This is a genomic window from Blautia fusiformis (assembly GCF_020686995.1).
Classification (GTDB): Bacteria; Bacillota; Clostridia; order Lachnospirales; family Lachnospiraceae; genus Blautia_A; species Blautia_A fusiformis.
This window is the reverse complement of sequence record NZ_JAJEPT010000015.1, coordinates 1-21040: the sequence shown is the minus strand read 5'-3', so window position 1 is coordinate 21040 and position 21040 is coordinate 1. Positions and strand designations below refer to the sequence as shown.

The 21040-nt window shown below is 37.7% G+C and carries 13 protein-coding genes and 1 pseudogene; 13 read left to right on the top strand and 1 reads right to left on the bottom strand.

Features of this window, described 5'->3' with window-relative positions; genetic code table 11:
- Window positions 1–2 precede the first annotated feature (2 nt).
- From LKD46_RS12740 to LKD46_RS12690, 9 genes and pseudogenes are all read left to right on the top strand, one after another.
- Window positions 3–3074 carry a type I restriction endonuclease subunit R gene (locus LKD46_RS12740; RefSeq protein ID WP_199579969.1) on the top strand — a complete coding sequence of 1024 codons (3072 nt, stop codon included), beginning with the start codon at window positions 3–5 and terminating at the stop codon, window positions 3072–3074.
- Between the two features lie 15 nt (window positions 3075–3089).
- Window positions 3090–5486: an AAA family ATPase gene (locus LKD46_RS12735; protein ID WP_110103431.1), complete on the top strand. Its 2397-nt coding sequence runs from the start codon at window positions 3090–3092 to the stop codon at window positions 5484–5486.
- Window positions 5483–6553 carry a 5-methylcytosine-specific restriction endonuclease system specificity protein McrC gene (gene mcrC / locus LKD46_RS12730; protein ID WP_110103430.1) on the top strand — a complete coding sequence of 357 codons (1071 nt, stop codon included), beginning with the start codon at window positions 5483–5485 and terminating at the stop codon, window positions 6551–6553. The genes LKD46_RS12735 and mcrC overlap by 4 nt, the downstream gene beginning before the upstream one ends.
- Window positions 6554–6618: 65 nt before the next feature.
- Window positions 6619–7656, top strand: a complete 1038-nt coding sequence (locus tag LKD46_RS12725; protein WP_110103429.1) for a virulence RhuM family protein — start codon at window positions 6619–6621, stop codon at window positions 7654–7656.
- Window positions 7657–8081: 425 nt separating this feature from the next.
- Window positions 8082–8252, top strand: a pseudogene (locus tag LKD46_RS16780) (tRNA (uracil-5-)-methyltransferase); the annotation flags it as partial.
- Between the two features lie 20 nt (window positions 8253–8272).
- Window positions 8273–8962, top strand: a complete 690-nt coding sequence (locus LKD46_RS12715) for a response regulator transcription factor (RefSeq protein WP_008120506.1) — start codon at window positions 8273–8275, stop codon at window positions 8960–8962.
- Entirely contained in the window at window positions 8938–10203 is a 1266-nt protein-coding gene (locus LKD46_RS16565; protein ID WP_110103428.1) for a sensor histidine kinase, read from the top strand. Before LKD46_RS12715 ends, LKD46_RS16565 begins: the two co-directional genes overlap by 25 nt.
- Window positions 10204–10380: 177 nt before the next feature.
- Window positions 10381–11055: an ABC transporter ATP-binding protein gene (locus LKD46_RS12695; protein ID WP_006426335.1), complete on the top strand. Its 675-nt coding sequence runs from the start codon at window positions 10381–10383 to the stop codon at window positions 11053–11055.
- Entirely contained in the window at window positions 11052–13496 is a 2445-nt protein-coding gene (locus LKD46_RS12690; RefSeq protein ID WP_110103427.1) for an ABC transporter permease, read from the top strand. Before LKD46_RS12695 ends, LKD46_RS12690 begins: the two co-directional genes overlap by 4 nt.
- On the opposite strand, the gene LKD46_RS12685 is transcribed toward LKD46_RS12690, so the two are convergent.
- The gene (locus LKD46_RS12685; protein WP_227574206.1) at window positions 13393–13710 is read right to left on the bottom strand and encodes a DUF6061 family protein; all 318 of its coding nucleotides are present in this window, start codon (window positions 13708–13710) and stop codon (window positions 13393–13395) included. The two genes, LKD46_RS12690 and LKD46_RS12685, sit on opposite strands and share 104 nt — an antisense overlap.
- 312 nt (window positions 13711–14022) lie before the next feature.
- Between LKD46_RS12685 and LKD46_RS12680 the strand changes: the two genes are divergently transcribed.
- Genes LKD46_RS12680 through LKD46_RS12665 form a run of 4 tightly spaced genes read left to right on the top strand, consistent with a single transcriptional unit; the run spans window position 14023 to window position 20892 of the window.
- On the top strand, window positions 14023–14664 hold the full coding sequence (locus LKD46_RS12680; RefSeq protein ID WP_055166451.1) for a CatB-related O-acetyltransferase: 642 nt from the start codon (window positions 14023–14025) through the stop codon (window positions 14662–14664).
- A gap of 47 nt (window positions 14665–14711) precedes the next feature.
- Window positions 14712–15353 (top strand): HsdM family class I SAM-dependent methyltransferase, encoded by a 642-nt coding sequence (locus tag LKD46_RS12675; protein WP_110103426.1) that lies wholly within the window; start codon window positions 14712–14714, stop codon window positions 15351–15353.
- On the top strand, window positions 15350–18856 hold the full coding sequence (locus LKD46_RS12670) for a hypothetical protein (RefSeq protein ID WP_110103425.1): 3507 nt from the start codon (window positions 15350–15352) through the stop codon (window positions 18854–18856). The genes LKD46_RS12675 and LKD46_RS12670 overlap by 4 nt, the downstream gene beginning before the upstream one ends.
- Window positions 18853–20892 carry a hypothetical protein gene (locus LKD46_RS12665; protein ID WP_110103424.1) on the top strand — a complete coding sequence of 680 codons (2040 nt, stop codon included), beginning with the start codon at window positions 18853–18855 and terminating at the stop codon, window positions 20890–20892. Before LKD46_RS12670 ends, LKD46_RS12665 begins: the two co-directional genes overlap by 4 nt.
- Window positions 20893–21040 lie beyond the last annotated feature (148 nt).

The window sequence follows — 21040 nt, the reverse complement described above, 5'->3', positions numbered from 1 at the left end:
CAATGGATGATAAAACGATAATTGATATTACGAACTTGGATGCGGAAAAACATGCAGAAAATGCTGCAAAACGAGTTGCTTCATACAGCGAGAAGCTTCTTCATCACGCATCAATTCTTTCCGAAAAAGAATATCAGAAATTTCTTCTTGAAAGACTGGAAAAGGATAATGGTTACGTTGTTCGTAAGGCAAGTGACTTTGATCGTTATTTTGCAGTTGACCGTGAGATGCTCTTTAAGTTTCTAGAAGATACTCAGCACGAAACGATGGAATATCTGAGAAAAATATATAAGTCTGATTTGGAAGAGACGATTGTTAGTTTTATCAATGCTGAAACGACAAAAACTCGTGGCAGCCTTCTTGATGTGCTGAAGCATGGAATCGAAATTTCTAATCAGAAGCTGGAACTCATGTACACAAAACCGGCAACTACATTCAATCCAGATTTGACTAGAAAGTATGGACAGAATATTTTCTCTGCAATGGAGGAAGTGTGGGCCAGCGATAAAGAACGAATTGATGTTGTTATCTTTTTGAATGGACTAGCTATTATTGCATTTGAACTTAAGTGCAATGCAGCTGGGCAGTCTTATCAGGATGCAATTTATCAGTTCCGAACCGACCGTAGCCCCAAAACACGTCTTTTTATGTTCAAAGCAGGTACGTTGGTAAACTTTGCTATGGACTTAGAAGAAGTGTATATGACAACAAAACTCGCAGGTGACGCTACATTCTTCCTTCCTTTTAATATGGGAAACGGAGAAGGTGTAACTGCTGGTGCTGGAAATCCTGCGTTTGAAGATAAGTATAGCGTATCTTATATGTGGGAAGATATCCTTACAAAGGATACGATTTTGGACTTAATAAGTAAGTTTATTTTTGTCGAGACAAAAGAAAAAGTAGATGATAAGACCGGGAAAATCAAACGTTCTGAGAATTTGATATTCCCTCGTTATCACCAGCTGGATGTTATTCGAAAAGTGCTTGCCGATGTTAGAGAAAATCGCACTGCACAGAATTACTTGATTCAGCATAGCGCTGGATCTGGAAAAACAAATTCTATAGCATGGTTGGCACATCGTTTAACATCTCTTCATGACGAAGAAAACAAGATAATTTTTGACAACATCATTATTGTCACTGACCGAGTTGTTGTTGACCGTCAGCTTCAAAAAGCAATCATGGGAATGGAGCATAAGGCCGGATTGATTCGTGTTATGGACGATAAGTGCAATTCAGCTGACCTTGCGATTGCATTGAATGGTAATACAAAGATTATTGCAACCACAATTCAAAAGTTCCCGTATATTGTTGATAGTGTAAAGGACCTTAAGAATAAAAGTTTTGCAGTAATTATTGATGAGGCACATTCTTCTACTGCAGGTAAAGATATGGCTGCGGTAACAATGTCGCTTGGTTCTGGTGATCAAACTGAATCAGATGTTGAAGATATGATTTCAAGTGAAATCAAAAGAAACGGTAAGCAAGCAAATGTATCAATTTTTGCATTTACAGCTACACCTAAGCCGACAACAATTCAGTTGTTTGGTCGTTTGAATACGCATGGCCAGAGAGAAGCATTTCACGTTTATTCGATGAAGCAGGCTATAGAAGAGGGCTTTATTCTTGATGTTCTGCAGAACTATACAGAGTATTCAACTTTTTACCAGCTTAACAAGGAAATCGAAGACGATCCTCGTTGTAAAACGAATGCGGCAAAGAGGCAGATTGCACGCTTTATAGAATTGCATGATACTAATATTGCACAGCGTGTAGAAGTAATTGTTGAGCATTTCCGAACAACGGTAATGCAGGAACTGGGTGGCCAGGCTAAGGCAATGGTTATTACCGCGTCCAGACAAGGTGCTGTTAAATATAGACAGGCTTTTGAGGAGTACATTACCAAGAAAGGTTACGACGGAATTCATGCTCTGGTTGCATTTTCTGGAAAAGTAAAACTACCGGATGATGATAAAGAATATACAGAGGCATCTATCAATGGTTTTCCGGAGGATAGACTCACCAAAGAATTTGATACAGATAATTATCAAGTGCTTTTGGTTGCTAATAAATATCAGACAGGTTTTGATCAGCCAAAACTGTGCGCAATGTATGTTCTGAAAAAACTAAGAGGTGTTAATGCTGTCCAGACACTTTCGAGACTGAATCGTATTTGTGCTCCATATGATAAAAAGACATTTGTGTTGGATTTTGTAAATACATACGAGGATATCAAAGCTGCATTTGCTCCATACTACACCACAACATTACTGGCAAATTCAGTAACGCCTAATGCAATTTACGACTTGGAAGCTACTATTGATGCCTATGCATTATTTGATCCGGCTGACATTGAAGCTGCAAATGATATATTGTATTCACAGAAAGTAACAGGAAAACAGAAGCAAAGATTGACATTCTTCCTGCAGAAAAGCAAGAAGCTACTGGAACATTATGAATATGAAACACAGCGTCAAGCTGTGGCAGATATGCGTGGATTTGTTCGTTATTATGAGTTTTTGCTTCAAGTTTCTAGTTTTGAAGATACTGATTTGCACAAGAAATATAACTTTATTTCATACCTGTTAGCTTATATCAATATTAAGCATCCGGGTGGTGGTTTTAATTTAGATGGAAAGATCAAAGCCTCTCAATTTGTTCAGAAAAAGGGTGAAGAACATGTTTCATCTGATCTGGTTGCAAAGCCGGTAATGAAATTGCCAACGGCGGAACACTTTGGTTTGAGTGAGGATAAAGAAAAGAGACTGTCTGAAATAATCGATGAGATTAACAGCAAGACTGGCAAGAACTATGATAACGATGTTGTTGTAAAGGCTATGCTGCAGATTAGAGATATCCTTATGAAATCAGATAAACTTAAAACAAGTGCTAAGAATAATACACAGCAAGACTTTGAGTTCTCTTATTTTGATGATATTGATGATGCACTTATTGAAGGATTGTCACAGAATCAAGATTTCTTTTCAATGTTGTTGTCAAATGATGAAATGAAACATCAGGTGATGGGAATTTTTTCTGATGAGATTTATAAAAGTCTTAGAGAATCAGTATAAAGGCGGTGAAAGACAGTGTTCGATAAATTTCGACTAAAAGAAGTGCTGGTAGAGTACAAAAAACGCTTTGTGCAACAACAGTGGCCTAATGAAAAATATAAATGGGAGGCTGTGCAATGCTTTCAGTTAAATTGGGATGTCAATTCAGATGATTTTGCACAGATGCTAACAAAGTCACTTGCTCAGACGGCTAATTTGTTGACATCGGTAAATAACTTCCCAGCAAGAATGATTACCAAGTTTGCAGAGATTGCGCCAGAAGAAGTACGCTCAATGTATATTGAACTGTATGATGAGAGCAAGGATTTATACGAGAGAGTAGCCAGCTTCAAAAATAAATCTAATACGTTATTAGAGAGGTATGGCAATGGAGCGGCTCAGCATTACCAGTATGAAAATGCGATAATGACATATTTATGGCTTCGATATCCGGATAAATATTACATCTACAAATTGAGTGAAGTAAAAGCTGTCTCGTCGGAGCTGGAAAGTGATTATCGATTCAAAAAGGGTGCTTATGCTGATAACATCAGGAATTTTGTGGCATTTTATGATGAGATTTGTGCTGAACTTCAGCAGGATGATGAACTTAAAAATCTGCTTAATTCTCAGCTGACATCTACATGTTACGCTGATCCTGAATTACGAACTCTTACAATAGATGTGGGCTTCTTTATTTCTCGCTATTGGAACAAGGAGGAACCAGGTCCTAAAGCGGATGAGTGGTGGCCGACTGATTATACTCCGGCATTAACGGTAGAGGATTGGTTAGAGCTTCTGACAGATAAAGACGTATTTAATGAGAGCAGTCTCGAAATCATGAAACGAATGAAGGATTATGGTGGAAAGGCTACTTGCACTCAGCTTGCTGTGAAATATGGAGAAACCAAGAACTTTTATAATAGTGGATCTGTTGCATTGGCAAGACGTATTGTTCAAAAAACTGGATGTCCAGTAATTGCAAGAGATGAAGAAAACTCTCGATTTTGGCCTGTATTATATGTTGGTAAGAATGCTGCAAAAGATGAAGAAGGATCTTATGTTTGGAAACTTCGTGATGAATTAGCAGAAGCTCTAGATCAAGTCGATTTATCAGAAGTCCTTTTGTATGCGCAAGATGAAGAAGGAGAAGAAGATCATAGATACTGGTTTTTGAATGCAAATCCCAAAATATGGAGTATGGCTAGCATGCCAGTTGGAGAAGTACAGGATTATACATTATATAATGATAATGGCAATAAACGGCGTATTTTTCAGAATTTCTTAGATGCAAAGGCTGGAGATATGATAATCGGCTATGAGTCCACACCGGTAAAGCAGGTAGTTGCAATTCTCAAAATTAGTGCGGAACAAGATGGAAAATCAATTTATTTTGAAAAAGTAGAAGGGCTGTCTTCTCCAATTGATTATGCAACTCTGAAAGCTTGTCCAGAACTTGAAAAGATGGAGTACTTTGGTAATCCGCAGGGTAGTCTGTTCAAACTGACAAAGGGTGAATATGATTTCATTTATGACATGATTCGTGATGAAAATCCAGCACCACCTGCAGCAGATAGTATTGAAAAATATGACAAAGAAAAGTTCTTAAATGATGTATATATGACTGAAGCAAAGTATGAGCGCTTAGTTGCAGTTTTGAAAAAGAAGAAAAATATTATTCTTCAAGGTGCTCCAGGTGTTGGAAAGACATTTGCGGCAAAGAGACTTGCATATTCGATTATGGGTGAGAAGGATGATGATCGCATAGAGTTTGTGCAATTCCATCAAAATTATTCCTATGAAGATTTCATGATGGGGTATAAGCCGGTTGAAGATGGATTTGAATTGAAGTATGGTATTTTCTATAGATTTTGTCAAAAGGCTGCAAACCATCCTGATAAAGATTATTTCTTTATCATTGATGAGATCAACCGTGGAAATATGAGTAAGATCTTTGGTGAGTTACTCATGTTAATTGAGGCAGATTATAGAGATACGAAAGCAACATTAGCCTACAATGGCCTAAGTTTCTCTGTCCCAAAGCGTCTACATATCATTGGTATGATGAATACTGCTGATAGAAGTCTGGCGATGATTGATTACGCACTTCGTCGTCGTTTTAGCTTCTTTGATATGGAACCGGGATTTGATTCAGAAGGTTTTATTAAATATCAGGAAGGATTCGCAAACGACACATTCAATACTCTGATTGACCGTATTAAGGAATTGAACCAAGAAATTGCTAAAGATAAATCACTTGGTAAAGGTTTCTGTATTGGGCATAGCTATTTCTGTAACACAGATGAGTGTACAGAAGAATGGATGCAAGATGTGGTTGATTTTGATGTGTTGCCTATGTTAGCAGAATACTGGTTTGATGATACAGACAAACTGCAACGTTGGGAGAATATTTTGCACGGTGTATTTCAATGACAAAGGATAAGAGCATTTTAATCAATAATATTTATCATATGCTTTCTTATACTTTTCAGGCACTGAACCAAGAAACCTATGAAGATGTTGCAGTAGAGTCTTTTGACGAGATGTATAATCTGCTGGCAGCGATTCTGTCTAAGGGAATTGGATTGCAGTTAAAGCAAGGGCTATATAGAGAATACATAAGTCGTCAGGAAGAACTTTCAGTTATGCGCGGCAAAATAAATATGCCGGGTACAATTAAAAATAGGTTGGCACATAAAAGGGTACTTACTTGCGACTTTGATGAGTTGTCAGAAAACAATTTACTGAATCAAATACTGAAAACAACTGTTACGCTTCTTTTACGCAATGGAAAAGTGCAAGCAAAATACAAAGATGATCTAAAAAAGAAAATGTTGTATTTTTCAAATGTAGAGATAATAGAACCAACAGGAATTAAATGGTCGTCCATTCGTTTTCAGCGTAACAATCAAACATATAGAATGCTTGTAAGTATTTGCCAGTTGATTATTGAGGGGATGCTTATTACAACAGATTCAGGTGACTATAGGTTAGCCTCTTTCGTAGATGAGCAACGTATGTGTAGGTTGTATGAGAAATTTATTCTGGAATATTACAGCAGACATTATCCTGAATTATCTGTCAGTGCATCACAGATTCCGTGGTCACTGGATGATGGTATTGGAACCATGCTTCCGGTCATGCAAAGTGATATTCATCTGCAACGTGGCAATACTGTACTTATTATTGACGCAAAATACTATAGTCACACAACACAGTCCCAGTTTGATAAACATACGATTCATTCCAATAATTTGTATCAGATTTTTACATACGTAAAAAATCGGAGTTATCAATTTGGAGAGGAGAAAAATACAGTTTCTGGAATGCTTCTCTATGCAAAGACAGAAGAAGAAATACAACCGGACAATGTGTATCAAATGCATGGAAGTCAGATAAGTGTTAAAACTCTAGACTTGAACCAGCCTTTTGCGGAGATTGCTAATCAGATGGATAGAATTGTGGAGTCACATTTTTCTGGACTTGCAAAGAAATATTAAAGCCATCAATTTTGTTGTGATTTTCAATTGGTGAAATGAGAAGAAAGCAGAAGGAGGTCTCTTATTTGAAAAAGAAAAAAGATGAAATAACCATCCGTTCCAGCGCTGCAGAATATTTGACTTATGTTGCTTCTGTCGGTGATCAGCAGGACAGCATTGAGATGCGCTATGAGGATGAGAATATATGGCTGACACAGAAGATGATGGCCACGTTGTACGATGTGGATGTTCGCACCATAAATTATCATGTAAAAAAAATCTTCAGTGATAGCGAATTACAAGAGGATTCAGTTATCCGAAAATTTCGGATAACTGCCGCTGACGGAAAAAGCTACAGCACAAATCACTATTCCTTGGAGATGATTATTGCAGTAGGCTTTAAAGTAAATTCAGAGCGTGCGGTTCAGTTCCGTAAATGGGTCAATCAAATTGCCAAGGACTACACCATCAAAGGCTGGGTTATGGATGACGAACGTCTAAAAAATGGTGGATCAGTGCTTACAACAGAATATTTTGATCGTTTGCTTGAGCAGATTCGTGAGATCCGTTTATCTGAGCGTAGATTCTATCAGAAGATAACGGACATCTATGCTACAGCTCTTGATTACGACCGCACATCCAAAACAACAAAGCAGTTTTTTGCCAAGGTGCAGAACAAGATGCATTATGCAGTTCACGGACATACGGCAGCAGAGTTGATTTATGAGCGAGCAGATGCTGATAAGCCACATATGGGGCTGACCACGTGGGCAGCAGCACCGGAAGGAAAGATTGTAAAAAGTGATGTGAGTGTTGCGAAGAATTATCTTTCAGAGCAGGAAATGCGTTCATTAGAGCGTATCGTTTCTGCTTATCTGGATCTGGCCGAGGATCGTGCAGAACGTTACATTCCGATGACAATGGAGGACTGGGCAAAGCGTCTGGATCTATTCCTGATGGCTGATGACAGAGAGGTCCTTCAGGATGCAGGAAAGATCACGGCAGAGATTGCCAAGGCTAAAGCCGAGACTGAATTTGAAAAGTATCGTGTTATTCAGGACAGATTGTTCATGTCTGACTTTGATAAATACATGTTGGAACTGGAAGAGAATGCGAAGAAGTAATAGGATCGGTCCTCTCTTTCAATGCTGGATTTTCAGGTATGATAAGGTCGAGTGCATGGAAACCTGGCTATCAGTTAGGACGAAAAATAGCTGTTGACCTGTTTTTGTAGGAAGAACGGACAAGGTTGAGGCGATGGAGGTTCCTTGCAAAATTTGACTTTTATGTTTGAATCACTATAATAGTAGAAACGAATAAAAAAGTTGAACTTTTTCCGTGAACAGGTGAGGTTTAGGCTGTGATATGGATAGCGGAATGTATCAAGAATTTTCTGCTACAGAATTTGTAGATATGTTTCCGCAAACAAACGGAGATATTTTGGTACATACCATATTAGTCTGGATAGGTTCCCGATGACCGACATCAATCCGGACCTATCGAGCCATGTGGAGACTGTGGTTCTTTTGTCCCAACTGAAACAAAAGCCGGCATGAAGGTTTCCAATCTGTATATCTCACAGGTAAAGAGAAAATGCGGAATTGAGGTTGGAAAGAATTATAATTTACCTAAAAATGAAGATAGCAGGCAACCGCAGTGTCCAGAAGATAAAGAGAGTGCAATTGTGGAGGCATTGAAGCATTTTAAGATGAATAGTTAATAAAGAGAGGTGCAGATGCTATGCCAGGTATACTCGTGGTTGAAGATGATGAAAATTTAAATCGTGGAATTACATTCTCACTGAAAAAATCCGGATATGAGGTTTTTTCAGCAGAATCAGTGAAAAAAGCGAAAAGAATTGCAAGTGATAATAATGTGGATGTTACCATTTGTGATGTGAATCTTCCGGATGGGAATGGACTGGAATTTGTAAGGTGGATGAGATGCAATTATAATACATACATTATTTGTCTTACAGCACTAGATCAGGAGATGGATCAGGTCATGGGATATGAAGCAGGGGCAGATGATTATATTACAAAGCCGTTTAGTCTTTCGGTACTTCTTTTGAAAATAGAAGCACATTTCCGCCGCAGACAGGAGAAAACGGAAGCCGGAAAGATGATTTCGGGAGATATCGTATTTATCGCAGGAGAAATGAAAGTCCTGATAAAGAGTCGTGAAATCAGTCTGACAAAAACGGAGTTGAAAATGCTGACTTTTTTTCTTCAGAATCCGAAACAGATTCTTTCAAAAACACAAATATTGGAAAATGTGTTTGATCTGGAAGGGGATTTTGTGGATGAAAATACAATCGCTGTCAATATCAGAAGACTCCGTGAGAAAATTGAAGACAATCCGGCTGCACCGGTCTATATAAAGAATATCAGAGGTCTTGGGTATATATGGAATCAGGAGGTAAGGCAGTGACAAAGAGATATCACAGGAAACTCACATCAGCCTTGTCTTTGGTATTGCCGGTCATATTAGTGTTTGTAATATTAAATTGCTTTACCACGTATGTGTTTTATGAAGATTATAAATATAAAATGAATCTTATGACAGAGATTGCTGCAAAGGAAGAATTTTCCGGGCTGGATGCTGTTTCGGAATTGCTTAAGGATAAGGATATTGAAACTAACGAACAGGGAAGGCGATTATTGGAGCAATATGGATACTGGGGGAATAAAGGGAATGCATTTTATTCGCAATTCCGGCATCAGGTTATGGTGACCGGTGCTGTAAGCATTGTGATATGCGTGCTTCTTTTGACTTTTTTACTTTATTGGAAGAAAAAAGAAGATGCGTGTCATCAGAAAATTTTAGACCAGTTGGAAGAAATTCTGATCAGATTCCGTGAAAATAAATTTGATGATTTACTGAAAACGGAAAATCATGCAGAACTGGAAAAATTGAATGACCAGCTTGAAGCAATCGGACATCATATTCAGTTGATAAAGGAAGAAGCAAGGGCAGAAAAGGAGAACACGAAAGAAATGGTTTCTGATATTTCTCACCAGTTAAAGACACCGGTTGCAGCTTTGGATACATGTTTTAGTGTGCTGATGCAGAATGACTTAAGTGCCACAGAACAGGAGGAGTTTCGTATCCGTTGTCGGAGTGCTCTGGATGGACTGGAGACATTATTGCAGTCGCTTCTTGAAATATCCAAGATGGAAACTGGACTGATTCAGATTAATAAGAAAAAACTTCCGCTTATGGATACTGTCATATCTGCTGTGAACCGCACTTATCCTAAAGCGGATGAGAAAGAAATTGAATTCGTTTTTGACTATGAAAAAGAGCTGGAAACATGCACGATTATGCAGGATAAAAGGTGGCTTGGTGAAGCTGTGATCAACGTTCTGGATAATGCGGTCAAGTACAGTCCGTGTGGTTCAAAAATATTTATCCGGTTACAAAAAAGAAACGATCTTGTAAGAATGGAAATTGAGGATCAGGGAATTGGTATTCCGCAGAATGAGTATCACAAAATTTTCCAACGATTTTACAGAGGAAGTTCCAAGGAGGTCATGGAAAAGAGTGGTACAGGAATCGGACTTTTTCTATCGAGAGAAATTATCGAAAAACACGCAGGTACGATTACGGTAACCTCCGGCAAAAAGAAAAAAGGAAGCACGTTTGTGATTCAATTACCATATGTTGGTTAAATTTTAAGTGAGCAGAAATCTTACAATTCTGTAAGATTTCTGCTCGTTTTTTGAAAGTGAAATGAAAGATTGTCCTGATACAATTTGGATGTAGGTTGAAAAATGACCAAATATATAAACAGGCAAAGAAAGCGTGCTGAAAAGGTACGCTTTACAGAATTGAAAAGGAGGCAACACATGAGTGTGATATTAGAAACCAAGCAGCTTTGTAAGTTTTATGGCGCAGGTGAGAATCAGGTCAAAGCGGTCAATCAGGTGGACATTCAGATTGAGCAGGGAGAATTTGTCGCAATTGTTGGAAAGTCAGGTTCCGGTAAAAGTACATTACTTCATATGCTTGGAGGGCTTGATACCCCGACAAAAGGCAGTGTTACTTTAGCAGGGAAAGATTTATACAGGATGAAGGAAGATGCCCTTGCTGTTTTCCGCAGAAGAAAAATCGGATTTGTTTTTCAGGCATTTAATCTGGTTTCATCTGTTAATGTCTGGGAAAATATTGTACTGCCACTGGGGCTGGATGGAAGAAAAGTGGATGAAGCGTATGTAAATGATATTATTGCAACTCTGGGGATTGAAAACCGGATTTATAATCTGCCAAATCAGTTATCCGGAGGACAGCAGCAGAGAGTAGCAATTGCAAGAGCACTGGTGAATCGTCCGGAAATTATATTTGCAGATGAGCCGACAGGAAATCTTGATTCTAAGACCAGTGATGAGGTAATCGCTCTGCTTAAGATGACAGCAAAAAAATATGGACAGACAATTGTAATGATTACCCATGATGACGAAATTGCACAGGTCGCTGACCGTATTCTGGTGATTGAGGACGGACAGGTGGTGGATTTCAGATGAAGACAATAAGCAGGATTGCATATAGCAATGACAAAAGGAACAGGACAAGAAGTATACTGATCATGATGGCAATCTGTCTGACCACGATGCTGCTTGTTATCATCAGTACTGTGGGAAATGGGGTAATTCATTTACAGAAAAGTCAGGCGGCAGGATCATATGGAAGCAATTATGGTCTGTTTGTTTCCGCAGACGGATCGCAGTTAAAAGAAGTAAACCGCCGTGCGGAAATAGATGCTACAGGCACTATGTGCACCGAAGGTATCATAAAAGGCAATGAAAAAGGCGGGTTTGTCTGCATGGATGAGACTGCAAGAAAAATGCTTCCTTATAATAAAGAATATGAGTTGAAGGAAGGAAAGTATCCGGAAAAAATGCAGGAAATTGCCGCAGGAAGAGCATTTTTTCGTGCAATGGGGTATGGTGATGTAAAGATCGGAGATACGGTTACACTGGATTACCGCGCAGGGATGCAGTCAGAATATAAGCCGGAAGAATTTGTTGTCAGCGGAATCCTATATGATCGGGATAAGTATACCATCGAGGCATCTTATGTTGCTTTCGGGTCACAGGAGTTTTATGATGAGCACGTCGCAGAGAATGACAGACAGTATAATATTTATTTTACTTTAAATGATTCTGCAAATGTATCTATGAATAATATTGATTCGGTTATAAAGCAGATTGCAGCAGCTTGTGGGATCGAAGAAAAAAACGTTATAGTCAATGATCTCTATTTGCAATGGGTCTTGCAGCCGAGTTATGAAACGATTGCGGTATGCGGGGTTTTGATTTTTGCAATTGTACTTTTCTCTGTTGTGGTCATTTATAATATTTTTCAGGTTGGTATTGCCAACAAGATACAGGAGTATGGAAAAATCAAGGCTCTGGGAGCGACAAAAAAGCAGATGAAACAACTGATCTTCAGAGAGGGTATGTTTTTGACAATTTCTTCAATACCAGTTGGATTGCTTCTTGGTTTTCTGATTGCAAAATGCGGTTTTAACTGGCTGGTAGAACAGGGAAAACTTGTATCAACCGGAACTGGCTCTATGGGAGTCCAAAATCAGCAGATGCCACTGTTTTCCCTGCCTGTTATGCTTCTATGTATTTTCGTGTCATTTTTTACCGTTGCTTTGGCGCTGCGTAAACCAATGAAAATTGTTTCACGGATTTCACCTATCGAAGCAACACGGTATTTAGAAAATGCAGAAACACACAAAAAAGGAAAACGAAATGGCAGAAAAAATGTCACCGTGTTTTCTATGGCAATGGCAAATATAACGGGTAATCCAAAAAGAACCATTGGTACCATCCTCACACTGGGGCTTTCCTGCGCATTGTTTGTGATTATCTCTAATTATGTAGGAAATATTGATACGGAGCATGAAGCACGTCTTTCCGTTAATCATGGACAATTTGAACTGCAGCTTGACTATTCTGCTGAGTACGATGAAAGATATCCGGAGAATAATCTGGATACGATTCTGACGGATAATCCATTGAATGATTCAATGATTGAAGAAATCAAAAGCATTCCAGGAGTGACAGATGTCATGACGAGAGAGATTGTCTCTGTAAATCTGAACGGAACAAGATTTCCGGCTGATATTGTGAGTAAAAATGATTTTGATTTTATGCGCCAAGACGGGGATATTGGCTCTATGGACTATGATCAGGCGGTAAAGAATGGTGAAATTTTCTTTGGTTGGTTGATGTGGATGGAACAAGATGGATATGCTCCGGGTGAATCCATTGCATTTGACTTTGAGAATGGAAGTGAAACCTATACCTATCAGGGAAAGATTGCAGGATCCTTTGTAAGCGCGGACACTTATCTTGTCATTCCGGAAGGTGTATACCGTTCCATGAATCCGAGGGGAACAGCCTATGGCTATCTGTGGGTGGACTGTGATAAAAAAGATGTTGCATCTGTGGAACAGAGTCTGAATACTTTGATTTCTAATACTTCGCATATAAAAATGGATACCTATCATGCACAGTTACAATCTGCAGAATTCACAGCTCGCATGATGAAGCTTGGCTGTTATCTGTTTATGGCGGTTGTAGGACTCATCGGTTTTATGAATATGGCAAACACCATAATCATGAATATTACGACAAAAAAGCAGGAATATGGTGTATTACAGGCTGTGGGTATGACAAATAAACAATTAAATTTATGTCTGCAGTTACAGGGAATGATGTTTACGGTTGGTACCATATGCGTAGCTTTGATCATTGGTCTGCCGCTCGGCTATGCACTTTTTTCCTATGCAAAACATAATGGAATATTTGGAATGAATATCTATCATGTTCCAATCGTACCAATTTTTATTATGATTTTTTTGGTCGGTCTGTTGCAGATTGTACTTTCCTGCGTTTTAAGCAGTAATCTGAAAAAAGAAACGCTGGTAGAAAGAATAAGGTATCAGGGATAGCACCTACCCACATCTGTAAATTGCCCTCAAGATATAATCTCGCATATTCAAGTGGTTCATCGACTGCAAGTGAAGTCAATGCACAGTCTGATCCGGGTGTGGTTTTTAAATCCTTTTCGGCTTCCCAGCAGTCAATGCGAAGCATATAGCCAACATTTGTATAAATGTCAATGCTGTTTCGTTGTGGATTGTATTCTGCAAATATTGTTCTCATCGTATCCCATCTCCTTATCATTTAATCAATCATTAGTAGCAAAAATTAAGAAGCATTTCAATCAGTCCACCATGTCACTTTTATTTTATGTTATACTGTTTTATATAATTTTTTTGCCCTTGTATTTGCCCTTATCAGAGTTCATAAACACTGATGGGACGATATAACACAAGGGAAAAAATAAGGGAAAGCTCACCTGCGACAAATCCAGTGTTTTCAAGGGTTTGCGGAGAATTTAATAACAAAATATAACAGTTATTAAATCTCTTAAAACAGGTGAAATCTCAATCGGAATTTGAAGAGGTAGTTAAGATGAAAGACGGAAAACACCCAAACCCCAATACAATCCATCCAATTGCAGGGTATGATAAAGAAATATATGTGAAGCCGACGATTACAAATCCGAATATTATTGTCGGGGACTTTACTTATATTGCCGATTCGGATTTTGAAAGTCATGTTTCACACTTATACGAGTGGAATGATGACAAACTCATCATCGGAAAGTTCTGTCAAATCGCCGCCGGAGTTGAGTTTGTGATGAACGGTGCAAACCATCAGATGAACGCCGTCTCTACATTCCCGTTCTATACCTTGGAGGGATGGGAAATGTCGCCGCCTGCAAAGACGGATCTGCCATTAAAAGGAGATACCGTTATCGAAAATGATGTTTGGATCGGGCAAAATTCGGTAATCCTTCCCGGCGTTCACATTGGAGATGGTGCAATCATTGGTGCAAACAGCGTTGTGGGAAGTGATGTTCCACCATATACGAAGGTCGTTGGGAATCCTGCAAGAGCAATTCAAAAACGCTTTGACGATGAACTGATTGAATTGCTGCTGAGATTCAAGTGGTGGGATAGGAGCATTGACGAAATCAACCGGCTGATTCCAATCTTGACTTGCAGTGATTTGGATAAAGTGAAAGCTGAAATCAAAAAGCAATTAGGCTGACAAATTCTAGTTTGCAATACCTAAATCCTAGAAAAGGAGACCTGCCGATGTGCGCACAAAAGCTATCGTTCGATTATGCACACATCTTGCACACTGTGCGTATCGTTCATAATGCACATAGTGTTCATCGTTCACGAGTACAAAAGGGGAAATCGTGTGATTGTATCAATTTTGTAAGGGCAACCGATCCTGCGTGTGGTATGGGTGGTTTCTTGCTTGCAGCTTATGGGCATATGAAGAGACAGAGCAAGGATATTGAAAAGCAGAAGTTCCTTAAGAATCATGCTTTATTTGGAGCAGATAATACTGCACTTGTAGTAACACTTGCATCAATGAATCTTTACTTACATGATATCGGTGTAAACAAGAGCCCTATTGCATATCAGGATTCTCTTATTGATACATCAGATAAGATGTACAAGGTGATACTAGCGAATCCACCATTTGGAACAAGACCTCAAGGAAGTGTGGAGGTTGCAGCTAATAGACCTGAGTTTGTAAAAACATCCGATAATAAGGTTAACTTCTTACAGCATATCATGTCTATTGTAAAAACAGGTGGACGTGTTGGTGTAGTTCTTCCGGATAGTGTACTTACAGATACTGGTGCAACAGCACAGGTAAGAGAAAAGCTTTTGAAGGACTTTAATCTTCACACCATACTAAGAAAAACTTGGAGGATACTATGAAACAGGCGATTGTAAATTTTTGCAAGTCAACGGATACGGGATTGTTCTTGCTAGATATGCCGACCGGCTTCGGAAAAACATATAGTGTACTTGAGTTTATGGTCGACTATTATGATTCGCCGGAATTCAAGGATAAGAAGATTTTTTTTGTTACAACTCTTAAGAAAAATTTGCCGGATAAGGAGTTGCGTGAACATTTTGCAAAGCGCGGTAAAGCAGATGATTATGATAAATATTGTTTGCGAATAGAAGCTAATGCAGATATGGTTGTAGAAAAATTGGATGAGTTATATCGTGCCAGAAAAATTCCAGCAGCAATCACTATGAAACAAGAATTTAAGGATTTACATGGTTCAGTAAAACTATTAAACGAATACAGAGATAAAAAACGTGAATTAAAAGGAACCAGTAAGGACATTATAAATGTTTTATGCAAGAACGCAGAGGATGCAATTCGTAAGCAGCAGGAAGGTGCCTTTCGTAAGGTGATAGAAAGCGAGCTGAAGCAGTTCAGAACACCAAAGGAAAAGTTAAAGAATATCGCTAATAATCCGGAATATCATTGGATAGGAGAATTGTATCCGGCGGTATATACGAGAGCGAAGCGAATATTTTTTATGTCAATGGATAAGTTTTTCTTGGGAAACACTACTATTATTGAACCTACATATAGCTTTTACAATAATGATATTACAAAAAATGCAATTATTTTTATAGATGAGTTTGATGCAACAAGAGACAGGTTACTTAATCAGATCATAACAAGAGGCTTAGAAAATCATATTGATTATTTAGGTCTGTTTCATCGTGTATATGCATCTTTGAAGACGAGAGATTTTCCGGCAGAGCTTACTACTGCATCGAAGTTACAACAAGTATATCTTGATGAACAAAAAAACGCGAAAAATCCTATGGAAATTATAGAAGGATTTGGTGGTGTGTTTGATGAAACATATAACCGTTTTGCGATGCAATATAGCTTCAAAACAGAAGAAGATGGTAAGGGCGATAGAAGTCGTAATTTTATTTTCAATGACTTACAGTTTCATTCGGTATTTGAGGGAGAAAATGCTTTTATTGATATAGATACCGATATGAAGGCAAAACAGAACTGGTTGCGTTTTACAAAAAGAAGACCAACAGAGAAAGATGGTGGCGTATTAAGTTTGCTTGCCAGTGTTAAAGGCTGCTTGACTTATTTTCAGAACGGAGCTAGAAATCTTTCGTTTAATTATAAGCATCATAAGGATGAGGATAAAAGGTCGGGTGACGATGATTATACGTTTGAAAATGCAATTGAGTCAGTGCTGACAGAGTTTCATTTATCAAGAGAACAGATAAGGTATTTGAAGCCTATCGTAATGGGAGGCCAGGTAAAGTCGAAGAAAGATAAAAAAGACAGCAATGGAAAAATGTCGTTAAAGTATTTTGACCGCTCTGTCTATAATAGGGGATTTCGCTATTATGATTTTATAGATGATCCTAATCACAGTATGCGTTCGGAGATTCAATTATTTGATTTTCAGGATTCGCCAGAACGTATTTTACTTCACTTGTCTGAAAAGGCTCAAATTATAGGTATTTCAGCTACCGCAACACTTGAAACGGTTGTTGGCAATTATGACTTAGAATATCTTCAAAGGATGTTGCAGGATAAATATTATGTGATGCCAGAAGCAGATAGGTGTAGATTACAGGAGTCATTTCAAACTTTTGTTGCAAACTATGATAAAGTAAATATTCATGTGGAGCCAGTTTCTTATAATGCGGATGATAGAGTTGAATTATCAGAGATATTTAACGGAAACGAAGCACTTATAAAGAAGTATGCGGAAAAATTATCAATATCATTTGAGCGCGTTGAATATGCAAAGAATAACTTTATTCGTGTTGTAAAGGTAATGAAGGCATTTATCTTAAATGATTCGGTTAAATCCTTCTTGTGTCTTAATAATAAATTGCCGCAGGAGAATAAGGGGCTTTTTGATATTAAATTATTAGAGGAATTCGCAGACGCTATTATTAAGCTTTATGGTATCAAGGGATTAAAAGGTAAAGACTTGTTATACAGTATAAATAGTGAAGATTATGATGCTAAGCGTGCGGAGTTTATACAGAGATTGTCAAAGGGAGAAAAACTCTTTGTTATATCTTCCTATAATACAGTTGGTGCGGGACAAAATTTGCAATATAAAGCACCGGGGAATGCTACTATTGTAGCAGTTAATGATTACGATAGAGGAGATATGGAAAAGGATTTCGATTGCATATATCTTGAGAAGCCGACGAATCTTCTGGTGAATGTGGATAGCAAAAAGGGAATTGAAGCTGAAGATTTAATTCGTTTTGTATATCAGATGGAATTCTTGATGGAAAGAGGCGAAGTTTCTCGTAAAGATGGGATTGCAGTAATTAAAGATGCATTTATATGCTTCAGTGGTGGATATACTTTTTCGGGAAAAAAGGGAGAACCATATAAAACAGATTCTGTAAATAATTTTGCGATTCGAACATTAATACAGGCAGTAGGAAGAATATGTAGAACTGGTCTTAAGAATCCGGATATATATATTTATGTGGATAATACCATTTTAACAGATTACGATTTGTCTGTTGTGGAGCAACGAATGTTGAATCCTGAATTTGCAGAATTAGTTAAAGTGGGTAAAACATATTATAATGGTCAGGCAAATGAAAATTCGGATATTGCCGTAATGGAAAATCGTGCCGGAACATTAGCACTGAAGGCAATGCAGATTATAAATGAGCTGAAGCGCAATTGGACTGAGGATAGTATAGATTATTGGAAAGCATTGCGTGAGCTATGCCTTATGAGGCCTACACTAAGCAGAAAAAACGTAGAACAGAATTCGCAATATCAGCTTGTATATATGTGTGCGCCGGGAGAAATTACAGCTTATTCTTATGAGCAAGAAGGAGACTATAATAAAAATATAAATATCAAGTTTGACGGTAGTCTTCCACGAAAGATGTCAGAGGATGAGGTGCATTTGAAAGAGATTATGCAAATCCCAGGAGTGAAAGCATTGTTTGAAAAGCATGGATATGCAACGAGCTTTGTTCCTAGTGAGTTTATATTGACGCCACCTATGTTTAATAATATTTATAAAGGTGCCTTAGGCGAAGTTGTTGGTAAATATATTTTAGAACAATATGCAGGAGTAACGTTGCAGGAAATGCCACCGGAGTTTTTTGAATTGTTTGATTATACCCTAGGTAATGGCGTGTATGTTGATTTCAAGTTATGGAAAGAAACCATGTTAATATCTGCGGAAGAAGAAAAGAAAAACGTCCTGGAAAAGCTAGATAAGTGTGGAGGAAAGAGAGCGGTAATAATCAATATTATGCTTGATCACAATATGCAGATTACGTCTAGTGATAATGGTAGAATTATTGAGATACCATATTTATATCGGTTGGATAGAAAAGAAATAGGAACAGAAATCATAGCAAAAATAAATCGGGAGGGATATTTGCAATGAGTATAAAGAAACTTTATTCGAATGAACTCCTGGCTTCGTTTGAATATTCCAACATTGACAAAGATTATGATTTTTATTATGTTACAACATCGGATAAATATATAAAAGGTGGAGCTACTTTTCTAGATATTGATGATATAAAGATATCAGCTCTGCAATTTGAAAGCGGAAAGAGTTTTTGGGTTATGCTTCCTAAAAACGCTATTTCCAGAGCTGAGTTTGTACGTTTGTTGAATGCAAAAGAGGATGGAGATAGTTTGTCTATAAAATCTATGACAAGTAGCAGTATACCGGAGTATTTGTTGACACAATTGTTTTTGAATGCGCTAACGAGTCCGGTTGATGAAATGATATCTTTTAATAATCTGTCAGGGAAATTATTATGTTTTCGACCTGCATGGCTGAATAAGGATAAGGAGAATTTTATTTGGGGTATGCAGTGCCTTGAGGTGAAAATCGGAGATGATATGTGTGTAAAATTGGTAGCACATAGGTTGACATCACTGGCACTTAAAAAGCAAATGAAATTTGAAAAAAGAAAGTTACAGGATTTTCCGCAATATGAGTTTAGTTATAACAATAATACTTTAAAACGAGTATCTAATGAAAATAAAGACCGTAGAGAAAACTTTATTATAAAACCCGTAGATGGTGAAAGGGGTAGCATTACATTCTTTGACTTTACGGATTATGAAACGTTTTCATGTACCAAGATGGGTGTTTTATATGATATTTTGAATGCCTTACATGATGAATTTGGTAAGTATATTCGCGTTAAATTTAAACAATATAGTATTGACGAAGTTTTGGAATATAAGCGTGCGTCGTTGGAGTTATATAAGGATATTGTTAAAAAGGAAGTTTTGAATTCTGGAATTAATATAGTGGATGCTGTACACACTGAAACTTCTGAAGATTATTTGCAGGATGTAGCGGATGGTATTAATAAAATTATTCCAGAGGCAAAATGCAGCGTTGGTAAAAGATTATCAAAGAAGAAGCTTAACGTACGATATATACATGATAAATCTTTCTATTCAGATTCGGAAGTGGACCCGCATCAAGAAAGCATGGAGGATTATGTTGTTCAGCATATTACAGTAGAGAATTTTAAACACCAATCATCAGCGGCAGTTTATAATATTCTGAAAGAGCTTGTAATTAAGAAGGACATTGCTACTGGTAAAATTACATTGGTGGATTGGAGTCAATACGGATATAAAGCAGACTGGTTATTTGGTGTAGTTTTAGACGGTACATATTACTTCATGACCATTCATCCGGACGGTTCATTTAAAATTGAAGCATTGAAACGAAATCTTTTTACCATGACAGAGTATGATAAATACATGGATTATTTCGGTTTGAATGAAGAAAATAAAAATGATTATAGAGGAGTTATAGGTCTAGTAAAAGATGCAGAGGGTAATATTAATCTTATAAAGGATACTAATATGTATTCTATGCCTGATTATACTGCGATGGGTGATGTGCTTAAGAATGTAGCTAGTGAAGGTAGATTTCCAGGAAAAGACGTAGTAACTTGGCTTCGTCTAGTAATGGATACAACAGATAAAATAAAAGTACACGCAGAATTGGATATAGTTATCCCGCATATCGACGTGAATGCAGAATACACGAAAGCCAATGTAATGGGATTATTCAAAGGAATTACAACAAAGAAAGAAGTTGTGCGCTATGTTTTTGAGAATACCGGTATTATGCTATATGCCTACCTGCGTGGAGAAGAAGAGAGACGCGAGTATCTTTCCGGAAATATAGACATTAATTATTTTGATTATGATGATACGCATGCAAAATATTCAGTTGGTGAAATTGGTAATGGAATGAAATACACAATTGAGAGAGCCAGCGTAGTGCGTGAGATACAGGCGGTAGAAGGCAGCAAGTTAATTTTTAAGAAAGTGTTGCCACTTATGGGAGTAGAGTTTGTAAGGTATGGAATGTTAACGGTTGTTCCGTTTCCGTTTAAGTATTTAAGGGAATATATTGTGAAAGAAGAAAAGAGCGTATAAACAATGAAGGTCACTAGCGCAGTACTAGCGGCCTTCTTCGTTTTTACGCTTGGTATAATCGCTGGATTTTTGTATACGGTAAATAGTTAGTACCGTGCTTTTCACCTAAAACCATGAGATAATCCCTTTGTAAAACTAAAAGTTTTTT